Annotated in this window: 9 protein-coding genes; 5 read left to right on the top strand and 4 right to left on the bottom strand. The window is 59.7% G+C overall.

Features of this window, described 5'->3' with window-relative positions; genetic code table 11:
• Positions 1-153: 153 nt before the first annotated feature.
• Both HDE72_RS19585 and HDE72_RS19590 read right to left on the bottom strand, forming a co-directional pair.
• Positions 154-1,602: an OmpP1/FadL family transporter gene (locus HDE72_RS19585; protein ID WP_183744150.1), complete on the bottom strand. Its 1,449-nt coding sequence runs from the start codon at positions 1,600-1,602 to the stop codon at positions 154-156.
• Positions 1,603-1,739: 137 nt separating this feature from the next.
• The gene (locus HDE72_RS19590; protein WP_311735262.1) at positions 1,740-4,517 is read right to left on the bottom strand and encodes a bifunctional diguanylate cyclase/phosphodiesterase; all 2,778 of its coding nucleotides are present in this window, start codon (positions 4,515-4,517) and stop codon (positions 1,740-1,742) included.
• Between the two features lie 208 nt (positions 4,518-4,725).
• Here HDE72_RS19590 and HDE72_RS19595 point away from each other — a divergent pair, with 208 nt between their 5' ends.
• Together HDE72_RS19595 and HDE72_RS19600 are read left to right on the top strand one after the other, a co-directional pair.
• Positions 4,726-5,697: a thymidylate synthase gene (locus HDE72_RS19595; protein ID WP_183744156.1), complete on the top strand. Its 972-nt coding sequence runs from the start codon at positions 4,726-4,728 to the stop codon at positions 5,695-5,697.
• Complete coding sequence (locus HDE72_RS19600) at positions 5,697-5,921, top strand: hypothetical protein (protein ID WP_183744159.1); 225 nt, start codon at positions 5,697-5,699, stop codon at positions 5,919-5,921. Before HDE72_RS19595 ends, HDE72_RS19600 begins: the two co-directional genes overlap by 1 nt.
• 129 nt (positions 5,922-6,050) lie before the next feature.
• Here HDE72_RS19600 and HDE72_RS19605 read toward each other — a convergent pair whose 3' ends face one another.
• Both HDE72_RS19605 and HDE72_RS19610 read right to left on the bottom strand, forming a co-directional pair.
• Positions 6,051-7,457, bottom strand: coding sequence for a heavy metal sensor histidine kinase (locus HDE72_RS19605; protein ID WP_183744162.1), 1,407 nt, complete (start codon positions 7,455-7,457; stop codon positions 6,051-6,053).
• Complete coding sequence (locus tag HDE72_RS19610; RefSeq protein ID WP_183744165.1) at positions 7,454-8,122, bottom strand: heavy metal response regulator transcription factor; 669 nt, start codon at positions 8,120-8,122, stop codon at positions 7,454-7,456. The genes HDE72_RS19605 and HDE72_RS19610 overlap by 4 nt, the downstream gene beginning before the upstream one ends.
• 221 nt (positions 8,123-8,343) lie before the next feature.
• On the opposite strand from HDE72_RS19610, the gene HDE72_RS19615 reads away from it, so the two are divergent.
• From HDE72_RS19615 to HDE72_RS19625, 3 genes are all read left to right on the top strand, one after another.
• Positions 8,344-9,087, top strand: a complete 744-nt coding sequence (locus tag HDE72_RS19615) for an alpha/beta fold hydrolase (protein ID WP_260176813.1) — start codon at positions 8,344-8,346, stop codon at positions 9,085-9,087.
• Positions 9,088-9,129: 42 nt separating this feature from the next.
• Positions 9,130-9,615 carry a dihydrofolate reductase gene (locus HDE72_RS19620; RefSeq protein WP_183744167.1) on the top strand — a complete coding sequence of 162 codons (486 nt, stop codon included), beginning with the start codon at positions 9,130-9,132 and terminating at the stop codon, positions 9,613-9,615.
• Positions 9,616-9,897: 282 nt separating this feature from the next.
• A complete protein-coding gene (locus HDE72_RS19625; protein WP_183744170.1) occupies positions 9,898-12,150 on the top strand; it encodes an arginine/lysine/ornithine decarboxylase in 2,253 nt (750 codons plus the stop codon).
• The last annotated feature ends 81 nt before the right edge of the window (positions 12,151-12,231 follow it).

Below are 12,231 nucleotides of genomic sequence, written 5' to 3' on the forward strand. Positions count from 1 at the left end.
CAAATCAACTTGCGCGATTCGCCGTAAAATGGTGCTTCGATGTGTAACCTATGTCTCCCGACAAAGTGTTACCCATGTCTCCCGACTAAACACCCGGAGGGTACGACCCCAAAAAAAGCGCCCGCAGGCGCTTTTTTCACATCATGGCATCACTTAAAACTTGTAGTTGTAAGCCACGCCCAGCAACTGCATGCGGGTCTTGAACAGGCCCTTGGTGGTTTCACCGTTGCCGGTGCAGCCAGGCGTCACGGGCGAGCAGTTGTTCGTGTAGTTCACGCCGGCGTCCTTGAAGTCCAGGAAGCTGTAGGCCAGGTCCAGCGAGGACTTGTCATTGAGCTTCCAGTTGGCGCCGATCGAGTACTGCATGCGGTCACTGTCCGGCAAGGCCGGGTGGCGCAGTTCATCGTTCTGCACCGGCGCCTGGTCGTGGGCGATACCGGCGCGCAGCAGCAGGCTGTCGCTGTACTTGTAGCTGGTGCCCAGCGAAATGCGGTAGGTATCCTTCCAGTTCTGGCGGATGCGTTCAGCGCCTTCGCCCGTCGGCGGGAACTGGATGTCCAGGTTTTGCAGGCGCGAAGTACGGCTCCAGGTCACGTCGCCCATCAGCGCCCATTTGTCATCCATTTGATGGAAGGCGTTGACCGACAGGGTTTCCGGCGTACGCACTTCTACCAGCGCCTGCGAATTGACCTTGCCCGAAGCGCTGGAGATAAAGCTATTCACGGCAGCGTTGTTCGACACTTGCGAGAAGTCCCAGATGGTGCTGCCCTTGAGCTTGTGCGAGATCGACGAGCGGTAGGCAATACCGAAGCGCGTGCCTTCATTGAGCTGGTACAGATAGCCAAGGTTGAAACCAAAGCCCCAGTCATGGCCATCCATCTCGGCATGGCCATCGCCGGCGTTTTGCAAGGCCAGGCCGGCCGCTTGCGCGGCGGCTGGACCTTGCGTCTGATAGATCTTGCCCAGGAAGGCTTGCGCTGCAGCTGGCGCGTGGGCATTCAGGAAGGCAACCGTGCCTGGCACGTCTACCGCCTGGCCCAGTTCTGCCTTCATGTATTCGGCGGTGATGCCGAAACCGAAGGAATGATGTTCATCGAGCTTGAAGGCCACCGATGGGTTGAGCGCAACGGCTTCGAGCTTGATATTGGTGATCGCGTAGCGGCCACTCCATTGATTGCCATAATCGAGCTTGGCGCCATAGGGCACGAACAGGCCGGCGCCTATGGTCCATTGATCATTGATTTTCTTGCTGGCATAGATGGCCGGCGCAACCACGCCATTGGGCGCGTAATCCTTGGCGGCGCCCGTCGTCGGGCGTCCCGTGAAGGTGGTCGAACCCGTATCCTGGAACGAGGAATGCGGCAGCACCAGGGTACCGCCGCCGACGATCTGCGTGCCGTCCAGGCGCGACAGGCCGGCCGGGTTGTAGAAGATGGTGGAAGCGTCGGAGGCTTCGGCGCCGTTGGCGTCGGCCGTACCCTGGCCGGACACGCTTTGCGAGCCGAAACGGTAACCGGAAGCCTGGGCGGTGGCCGACATGCCAGCCAAGGCGGCGGCAACGACAAAGGGAAGGCACTTCAGGGGCAAATAGGTATGTTTCAATTGAGTCTCTCTTTATTATATGGCTTGCTTGACAGGGCTTCTCATTCAGCACTTTGCATGCAGTCCTGAACTCCAATTCAGGACCGCATGCATGCAGCATATAATATTTTTTAAAAAAAAGCGAACGGTCGCTCTTTTTATTTCGAGACACTTTCAAGGCTGATAACAGTCGCAAAATCCGGGCTGGCGACGGTGCTATACGGCGGCAGGACGCGGGCTTTTTGGGGGATCAGGAAGCGCTTGAGCATCAGTTCCAGCATCTGCTCGGCGGGCACCGGGCGCGACACATAATAGCCCTGCACCTCGTTGCATTGCAGCGCGCGCAAGATCTCCAGCTGCTCCGCCGTTTCCACGCCTTCGGCCACCACGCTCATGCCCAGCGCATGCGCCATCGACAAAATCGCGCGCACGAACACTTCGCCCTGCTCCGAACGCCCCAGCTCCATGGTGAAGGCGCGGTCGATCTTCAAGCCATCCATGGCAAACTTCTGCAACTGCGACAGCGAGGAATAACCGGTGCCGAAATCGTCGACCAGCAGCCGCACGCCCAGCGCGCGTATCGCCGCCAGCTGTTCCACGGCGCGGTTCTGTTCATCCATCATGGCCGATTCCGTGATCTCGACTTCGATCAGGCGCGCCTCGATGCGATGGCGGGCCAGGGCAGACGCCAGCACTTCGTGTACGTCGCCGCGGCCGAACTGGCGCGCCGAGACGTTGATCGAGACCGGCACCAGCTCCATGCCATAGCCCTTCCAGCGCGCCATCTGCTGGCAGACTTTTTCAATCACCACCTCGCCCAGCTGCGATATCAGGCCGCTGCTCTCGGCCACGGCGATGAATTCCAGCGGCGGCACCATGCCGTGCAGCGGATGCATCCAGCGCACCAGCGCCTCCATGCTGCACAGCTGGCCACTCATGGCGTCCACGCGCGGCTGGTAGACAACCAGGAACTGATCCTGCTCCAGCGCCGTCACCAGGCTTTGCTCCAGTTCGCGCCGGTTGCGGATGGTTTCAAACAGTTCGGGCTGGAAGAAACGGTGATGGCCCTTGCCCGCCGCCTTCACGGCATACATGGCGATGTCGGCATTCTTCAGCAGCACGTCCGTCTCGCCGCCATCGCGCGGATACAGGCTGATGCCGATCGAGGCGCCCATCTTGTGCCGCTCGACACCGAGATAAAACGGTTCATCGAAAGCGAGGGCGATGCGCTGCGCCACCTGCTCGGCGCGCTCCTCGTCTTCCATCGGGTCGAGGATGACGATAAATTCATCGCCGCCCAGGCGCGCCACATGGTCGCCCGGCCGCAGCACGGCTTTCAGGCGCAGCGAGGCAGCGCGCAGCACCTTGTCGCCCTGCGCGTGGCCTTGCGTGTCATTGATATCCTTGAAACCATCGAGATCGATGAACAGCAGCGCCAGCATATGGCCATCGATGGCCGCGCGCGCCAGGGCATTGGGCAGGAATTGCTGCAGCCAGTGGCGATTCGGCAGCCCCGTCAAGCCATCTTCATTGGCCAGGCGGCGCAAATCCTGTTCGTGTTCCTTGGCCGTGCTGATGTCTTGCAAGGTGACCGCCAGGCGCTCGCCGCTGCGCACCAGGCGCCGGCGTATCCAGCGCAGCTCGAATGGATTTCCCTCCTGCAGCTCGATTTCTTCTTCTGAAAAACCGGACTCCATGGCGGCCCGGTAGCTCTGCATCAGGTCGCGGAAATACTGTTCGTGCGCGCGCTCCTGCATGCGCATGCCCAGCAGCTGGTCGCGCCGCACGCCAAAGAAACGGGCGCCCGGTTCATTGCAGTCGACGATCTCGAAATCGATGATCGCGCCCGCCTCATCGCGCAGCGCGGCAATGATGTAAAAGCCGTCGCTGGTGCCTTCGGTGGCCATGCGATAGGCATTGCGCACGCCCGCCGACAAATGATGGCGCCAGGCCAGGCGCAGCGACAGCATGGTGGCGATCACGGTAAAGGCCAGCAGCAGCAGGCTGACGGCCGCCGCGATCCACATATAGATGGTGCGCGTTTCTTCGTAGGGATGCAGTACTTCCGCATCGCTCAGGCCCACCACGGCCGTGAAAGGATAGGCTTTCAAGGCTTGCCAGCCCACGTAGCGGCCTTGCTTGTCGGAAAACGCCACCCGGCCACCCGACTGCATGGAGCCGCTATCCGTTTCCAGGAAACTGGTGTCAAAGAAAGGCGTGCCCTGCACCGGCAAGACGCGTGTACCAAGGCGCGTGCTGAACAGCTCGCCCTCTTCACCCACCACGGCCGACATGCCCAGTTTGCCGAAATTGACGCTGTCGTAGAACTCTGCAAAATAGGCCGAATGGATGGAAATGAGCAGCACGCCGTCAAAATTGCCATCCGCATCTTCCAGCCGGCGCGTGAAATGCACGAGGGTATTGTCATCGCCCTTGGCCGCGCCTTCATTGGCACGCCCCAGACCGATGCGCAAGGCGCTGGAATTGCTGCGCCAGTGACGCAGCAGGAAATCGCTGCGCTCGCTGGTGCGCAAACGCTGCAAGGGCGCCGTGGCAGTGACGGCGTGTCCCTTGCGGTCGAGGATGGCCACAAGGGCAAATTGCGGCAAGGCATACATGCCCTGCGTCTTCAATTCATCGAGCCGCAGCTTCCCCTGTGATTTTTCCCACTCATATTTCAGTTGCAAGGTCAGCTGGTCCATCTGTTCCAAGGTGCGCAGCAGATACTGGCTGTAGGCCTTCGAGAGCGAGGCAACGCTGTCGAGCGCCTGCTGCTGCGCCACCTTCTTTTCCGCTTCCAGCTGCACCAAAGTGGCGGTCCACAGCACGGCGCACAGGGCCAGGCAGAGCAAAGGCCATGCCAGGATCAGACGCAGATTGGCCTTGAGGAAATCAGTCCGGCTCATTTCCACCACGGCAGCGTTATTATTATTCACAAATTGTCGCAAGAACATGGTGCAGCATCTGCCGTTTCTATATTGTTACCCTGGAGACACACAAGTTACCACAGAGTCAAATAATGTGGGGTGACGCCTGCAACATTATGTAAACGGTCACCCTCTTTTTGCAGTCTCGTCCGGCCTGTCGTGCCGCCCTGCGCTGCGTTACAATCACCATCCTTACCGTAGTAAAGCCGGAGCACATATGCAGCAATACCAAGATTTGATCAAGACCGTCCTTGAAACAGGCAGCTGGCAAGACAACCGCACGGGCATCCGCACCTTGAGCGTGCCGGGCGCCATGATGCGTTTCGACCTGGCCGATGGCTTTCCTGCCGTCACCACCAAGAAGCTGGCGTTCAAATCAGTGATCGGCGAATTGTGCGCCTTCTTGCGCGCTTCGCGCAATGCGGCCGAATTCCGCGCCCTCGGCTGCAAGGTATGGGACCAGAACGCCAATGAAAATGCGCAATGGCTGGCCAACCCGTATCGCGAAGGCGAAGACGACCTGGGTCCCGTGTACGGCGTGCAATGGCGCCAGTGGCCAGCCTACAAGCTGCTGGGTGCTGATCAGCCGGCACAAATTGCCGATGCGCAAAAGAACGGTTTTACCGTGGTCGCTCCCATCGTCGAAGATGGCGTGCAAAAAGTGCTGCTGTACAAGGCTGTCGACCAGTTGCGCGAGTGTCTGGACACCATCATCCACAATCCCGGCAGCCGCCGCATCTTGTTCCACGGCTGGAATCCTGCCGTGCTCGACGCCGTCGCCCTGCCCGCCTGCCATTTGCTGTACCAGTTCATCTCGAACGCCAATACGCGCGAAATTTCGCTGTGTTTATATGTGCGCAGCAACGATATCGGCCTGGGCACGCCCTTCAATATCGCCGAAGGCGCGGCCCTGCTGCACCTGGTGGCCCGTTTGACCGGCTACACGCCGCGCTGGTTCACTTATTTTATCGGCGACGCCCATATCTATGAAAACCACCTGGAGATGGTCAAGGAGCAATTGAACCGCGCGCCCTTCCCCGCGCCCCAGTTCATCATCTCGGACCGCGTGCCCGATTTTGCCAAGACGGGCAAATACGAACCGGAATGGCTGGAAAAGATCGAACCGTCCGATTTCTCGCTGCAAGGCTATGAACACCACGCCCCGATCAAGGCGGCGATGGCGGTCTGATGGCGACCGCAGCGCTGGAAAACCTGCGCACAAAGCTGTTTGAGGATAGCGAGGGCAGCAAGTTCGCGCGCCTGAAAGACCGCCTGCTGAAAAACCATGGGCAGCAAGAGCGGCTGGCGGTGCTGTCCATGCTGGTCGACTATGTGCGTGACGAACACGGCTATGCCTGGAATCCAGTCACGCAAGAAACCATCACAGACTGGCCTGCACAGTACCTGGTGTAGCCAACGCAGGCGACGATCCGCTGTGCCTGGACCTGGGCCACATCGAAGGCCACTCTGCCCCCGTGCTGTGGGCCATGCATGGCGCAGGGCGCTGGGACTTTGAGCCGTATTGCGCGAGTTTTGTCGAGTTTATTGCTGAGCTGGCGGAAAAAACAGGCTGAAGCAAGTCACACCATCCCGGCTTTCGGCGCTCCACTTACCCTGATGCAAGGTCATGATGCTGCGCACGATGGCCAGGCCCAGGCCGCTGGAGGATGACGAGGCGTGGCGCGATGGGTCGGCCCGGTAAAAGCGGTCGAACAGCCGGGCCAGGTGGTGTTCGGCGATGGTGGGACCGGTGTTTTCCACCGTGATGGTGGCGCCGGCCGCATCCTGGCTTGCCGCCAGGATTATCTCGCTGCCCGGTTCGGCATAGCGCACGGCATTGGCCAGCAGGTTGGCCAGGGCGCGGCGCAGCAGGACGGCGTCGGCCCAGACTGTTCCTTCGCCGCGCAGTACCAGGCGCACTTCGCGCTCTTCGGCCGGGCCTTCGAAATAATCGGCCAGGCGCTGGAATTCGGCGCTGACATCGACCGCCTTGCACTCGATCACATGATCGGCGTGCTCGGCGCGCGCCAGGAACAGCATGCTGTCGGTCATCTTCGACAGGCGCTGCAATTCTTCGAAATTCGATCCCAGCAGTCTTTGATAATAATCCACGTCGCGGCGCTGGCCCAGCGCCACTTCGGTCTGGCCCAGCATATTGCCGATAGGCGTGCGCAAATCGTGCGCCATGTCGGCCGACACCTGGCTCAGTTGCGTAAAACTGCTTTCCAGCCGGTCCAGCATGCCGTTGAACCCTGTAATCAGCGGCAACAGTTCTTGCGGCGCACCCACCTTATCGATGCGTACGGACAAGTTGCGAATGCCGATGGCGCCCGTCTGCTCGGCCAGCTGGCGCAGCGGCAACAGGCCACGCCGCGCGATCCAGTAAGCCAGCAGCGCGCTCAGCACCGACATGATGGCTGCCAGCAAGACGATCTGATCGCGGTAATTGCCCAGCATGCGTGTACGCTCAGTCAGCAAACGGCCCGAGGTAATCAGCAAGGGCTCTTGCGCATGGCTGGTGATGGCGGCGGCCGAAACGGCGATAAACGGCGTGCCGTCAGGTTCGATCCGATGATGCACGGTGTCCAGCGACAGCGGCGCATCGGCCGCCACCGGCTTGACGTCAGGCACGCGGCTGTTGCCGGGATTGACTTCGATCAGCGGCGCCTGGCCCGGATACTGCAAGACCAGCAAGGCTTCGCGGTTGCCCAGCATATTGGCGAACAGATGCGGTTTCTGACGTATCAAATCGACCACATCGACGTCGCGCAGCAAGGTGCGCAGCTGGTCGACCCGGTTGACCAGCGCCGCGTCGTCGCGCACGGTCAGCTGCTGTTCCAGCGCCCGGTACAGGGCATAACCGAGCGCGGCCGTCGCGGCAAAGGTCAGCAAGGCGAACAGCAGCGCCAGCCGGTTGATCAGCGAATGCGATTGCCTGGCCAGCTTCATGTTTCCTCTTCAAAACGATAGCCCACGCCATGCACGGTGTGGATCAGCCGTGTAGCGAACGGTTCGTCTATCTTTTGGCGCAAGCGCCGCACGGAGACATCGACCACATTGGTGTCGCTGTCGAAATTCATGTCCCACACGCGCGAAGCGATCAGCGAGCGCGACAGGACTTGCCCCTGGTTCGAGGCAAAAAAGTGCAGCAGATTAAATTCCTTGTTGGTCAGGCTGAGCCGGGTACCGGCTCGCACGACCTTGCGCTTGGGCACGTCAATCTGCAGGTCGGCAATGGCGATCACATCTTCCTGGCGCACTTGCTGGCCGCGCCGCAGCGCCACGCGTATGCGTGCCAGCAATTCTGCAAACGAGAACGGCTTGACCAGGTAATCGTCGGCGCCCAGTTCCAGGCCCTTCAAGCGGTCATCCAGAGTACCGCGCGCCGTCAGGAACAGCACCGGCGTGCCGGTGCCCAGCTTGCGCATGACTTCCCAGCCATCCATTTCCGGCATCATGACGTCGAGCAAGATCAAGTCGTAGCGCAATTCCTGCGCCATGAACAGGCCATCGCGCCCGTTTTGCGCCAGATCGACCACATAACCGGCTTCCGTCAAGCCGTTGCGCATGTACTCGCCCGCCTTGGGTTCGTCTTCGATGACCAGGATTCTCACGCTGCCGCTCTCTTTCTATTTTTCATGATCCATGATGCTCACAGTATGGCGCAAGCGCGGCAACAGCGGCATGACACAAAAATGACAAAAAAATGACAGTGCGCTGCTGCGCCATCTTACGCCAGCAATCCACGCGTCCGCCTGCCGCAGGTGGCAAAATGACCGATAATGTTGCCCGATGCGGCTGCGGAACAGCGCCGTAATAGCTGACAGGATACTTTTTGAATATCACAACGCAAGACCGGATGCGGCTGGACCTGATACCCGGCACCTTATGCGACGAGCGGCTATGGTCGCCCCTGGCATCAAAGCTGGGCGAAGCTTACGTTTGCAACTGCATACCCTTGCAGCAGGCCGGCACGCGCCAGCAAATGCAGGAATTGATCGCCAGCCACAGCGCAGCGCAATCGCACCTGGTGGGTTTTTCGCTGGGCGCCTATCTGGCCATCGAACATGCGGTGGCCCATCCGGAGCGGATAAAGTCCTTGATCCTGATCGCCAATTCCGCCAGGGGGTTATTGCCGGCAGAAATTGAAGCGCGCGAACGCATCGTCAATATGCTCAAGCGCAACGCCTATGCGGGCATCACGCGCCAGCGCTTGCGCGAGCTGCTGCACCCATCCCATTTGCAGGATCAATCCATCACGGGACTGATCGAGCAAATGGGCCTGGACCTGGGCAAGGACGTGCTGCTGACGCAATTTGCCACCACCATCCACCGCCCCGACCTGATGGAGCGCTTGCCAGAACTGCCCTTCCCCGTGCTGATCGTCGGCGCCGAAGACGATCAACTGGTGCCAGCGGCCGACTTGCGGGCCATGGCCGAGCGCTTGCCGCACGCCACCCTGCACATGGTGCGCGGCGCCAGCGGCCACATGATTCCGCTGGAACAGCCCGATGAACTGGCCGCCGCCATGCGCGCACATTTGCAGACATTTGGAGCGCATCCGCAATTTCAAGGATAATGGCGGGCATAGCGTTCCGCGCCCACCAAACTTTATGAATCAATGAGCTTACTGACCATCATCGTCGCCACCGACCAGCAAGGCGGCATCGGCATCAACAACACCTTGCCATGGAAGTTGCCGGAAGACCTGGCCCACTTCAAGCGCCTGACCACCGGCCACCCGATCATCATGGGCCGCAAGACTTTTGATTCGATTGGCCGGCCGCTGCCGAACCGCCGCAACATCGTCATCACGCGCAATGCCGAATGGCGCCATGACGGCGTGGAAACGGTCGCTTCGGTGGAGGCAGCGGTCGCCCTGCTGGACGGCGCTGAAGGTTTTGTGATCGGCGGCGCCGAGATTTACAAACAGTCGCTGGGCTTGACGCAGCGCTTGATCGTGACGGAAATCGGCCAGACTTACGCTTGCGATGCGTTTTTCCCCGCCATCGATCATGCCGAGTGGCAAGAAACGGCGCGTGAAGCGCACGTGGCGGCCAATTCCGGCTTGCCGTATGCCTTTGTTACCCTGCAAAGAAAAGCCTGAAACAGGGGATTCGGCGCAAGAATCTTGCTATCAAAGTGCTGTGATGGCGCTGTCGCAGGGCTGTCATTGCGTTGTCATTGCGCTGTCACACCGTTGAGGCAAGCTAAGGCAGGTTTTTTGTAGTTTCTATATGATATTTTTTTCCCGCAGACGCCGCATTTCTGCGAGAATCCCGTTCTTAATTTTTTTATGCGACTGCAAGGCAAACACCTCGCCTGGCCGTCGCGCCCTAGTCCGCCCCTCCATATAAGTCAGGGGCGGCTTGCTTTTTTGGAGACATGCATGAAATTCCGTTTCCCCATCGTCATTATTGACGAGGATTTCCGTTCTGAAAATACGTCCGGCCTGGGCATTCGCGCCCTTGCCGCCGCAATGGAAAAAGAAGGCATGGAAGTGCTGGGCGTGACCAGCTACGGTGATTTGTCGCAATTTGCCCAGCAACAATCGCGCGCGTCGGCCTTCGTGCTGTCGATCGACGATGAAGAATTCGGCTCCGGTTCCGTCGAAGACACCGATATCGCGCTGAAGTCCTTGCGCGCCTTCGTCGAAGAAATCCGCTACAAGAACGCCGACATTCCTATCTATATGTACGGCGAAACGCGCACTTCGCGCCATATCCCGAACGATATCCTGCGCGAACTGCATGGTTTCATCCATATGTTCGAAGATACGCCGGAATTCGTCGCGCGCCACATCATCCGCGAAGCGAAATCGTATCTGGACGGCCTGTCGCCGCCTTTCTTCCGCGCACTGGTGCACTACGCCAACGACGGCTCCTATTCCTGGCATTGCCCCGGCCACTCGGGTGGCGTGGCTTTCCTGAAGTCGCCTATCGGCCAGATGTTCCACCAGTTCTTTGGTGAAAACATGCTGCGCGCCGACGTCTGCAACGCGGTGGAAGAACTGGGCCAGTTGCTCGACCATACCGGTCCGGTCGCCGCATCCGAGCGCAATGCCGCGCGCATTTTCAATGCCGACCATTGCTATTTCGTCACCAACGGCACCTCGACCTCGAACAAGATGGTCTGGCACTCGACCGTGGCGCCAGGCGACATCGTGGTTGTCGACCGCAATTGCCATAAATCGATCTTGCATTCGATCATCATGTGCGGCGCGATTCCCGTGTTCCTGATGCCTACCCGCAATCACCTGGGCATTATCGGCCCGATACCGCTGGCTGAATTCACGCCGGAAAGCATTGCTCGCAAGATCGAAGCGAACCCGTTTGCCCGCGAAGCCAAGAACAAGAAGCCACGCATCCTGACCATCACGCAATCGACTTACGACGGCGTGATCTACAACGTGGAAACCCTGCGCGAAATGCTGGACGGCAAGATCGACACCCTGCATTTCGATGAAGCATGGCTGCCGCACGCCACCTTCCACGATTTCTACAAGAACATGCACGCCATCGGCAAGGACCGTCCGCGCGCCAAGGAATCGATGATCTTCTCGACCCAGTCCACGCACAAATTGCTCGCTGGCCTGTCGCAGGCATCGCAAATCCTGGTGCGCGAATCGGACCAGGTCAAGCTGGACCGGGACGCCTTCAACGAAGCCTATCTGATGCACACCTCGACTTCGCCGCAATACTCGATCATCGCTTCCTGCGACGTGGCCGCCGCCATGATGGAAGCGCCGGGCGGCACCGCGCTGGTGGAAGAATCGATCATGGAAGCGCTCGATTTCCGCCGCGCCATGAAAAAGATCGACCAGGAATGGGGCCAGGACTGGTGGTTCCAGGTCTGGGGACCGGACAGCTTCAACGACGAAGGCATGGGCCAGCAATCGGACTGGATGATACGCGCCGAGGACGACTGGCATGGTTTCGGCGACCTGGCTCCCGGCTTCAATATGCTGGACCCGATCAAGGCCACCATTGTCAACCCGGGCCTGTCCCTCGATGGCCACTTCGGCGAGACGGGCATTCCTGCGTCCATCGTCACCAAATACCTGGCGGAACACGGCGTCATCATTGAAAAATGCGGCCTGTACTCCTTCTTCATCATGTTTACCATCGGCATTACCAAAGGCCGCTGGAATACCTTGCTGACGGCGCTGCAACAGTTCAAGGACGATTACGACAAGAACCAGCCGATGTGGCGCATCTTGCCGGAATTCGCGGCAGCCAACCCACGCTACGAAAAAATGGGCTTGCGCGACCTGTGCCAGCAAATCCACGATTTCTACAAGGCTTACGATGTGGCGCGCCTGACCACGGAAATGTATCTGTCGGACATGATCCCGGCCATGAAACCGTCGGAAGCCTTCGCCAAGATGGCCCACCGCGAAATCGAGCGCGTGGCGATCGACGACCTGGAAGGCCGTATCACGTCCATCCTGCTGACGCCGTATCCACCAGGCATCCCGCTGCTGATCCCTGGCGAGCGCTTCAACAAGACCATCGTCGACTACCTGCGCTTCGCACGCGACTTCAACGAGCGCTTCCCCGGCTTCGAGACAGACGTGCACGGCCTGGTCAAGCGCGAAGTCGATGGCAAGCGTGGCTACTTCGTGGACTGCGTTCGCCAGTAACGGTACACGCTATCTGCAGCGCCCTGAAAAGCGCTGATAGACGCCGCCTGGTCATGGATCAGGCGGCGTTTTTCATGCGCA

Origin of the sequence: Janthinobacterium saanense (genome assembly GCF_014200675.1) — a bacterium.
Lineage (GTDB): Bacteria > Pseudomonadota > Gammaproteobacteria > Burkholderiales > Burkholderiaceae_D > Janthinobacterium.

Bases quoted from the DNA above. Each gene is read 5' to 3' on its own strand.
- HDE72_RS19595 (WP_183744156.1), top strand. From the start codon at position 4,726: ATGCAGCAATACCAAGATTTGATCAAGACCGTCCTTGAAACAGGCAGC.
- HDE72_RS19600 (WP_183744159.1), top strand. From the start codon at position 5,697: ATGGCGACCGCAGCGCTGGAAAACCTGCGCACAAAGCTGTTTGAGGAT.
- HDE72_RS19605 (WP_183744162.1), bottom strand. From the start codon at position 7,457: ATGAAGCTGGCCAGGCAATCGCATTCGCTGATCAACCGGCTGGCGCTG.
- HDE72_RS19620 (WP_183744167.1), top strand. From the start codon at position 9,130: ATGAGCTTACTGACCATCATCGTCGCCACCGACCAGCAAGGCGGCATC.
- HDE72_RS19625 (WP_183744170.1), top strand. From the start codon at position 9,898: ATGAAATTCCGTTTCCCCATCGTCATTATTGACGAGGATTTCCGTTCT.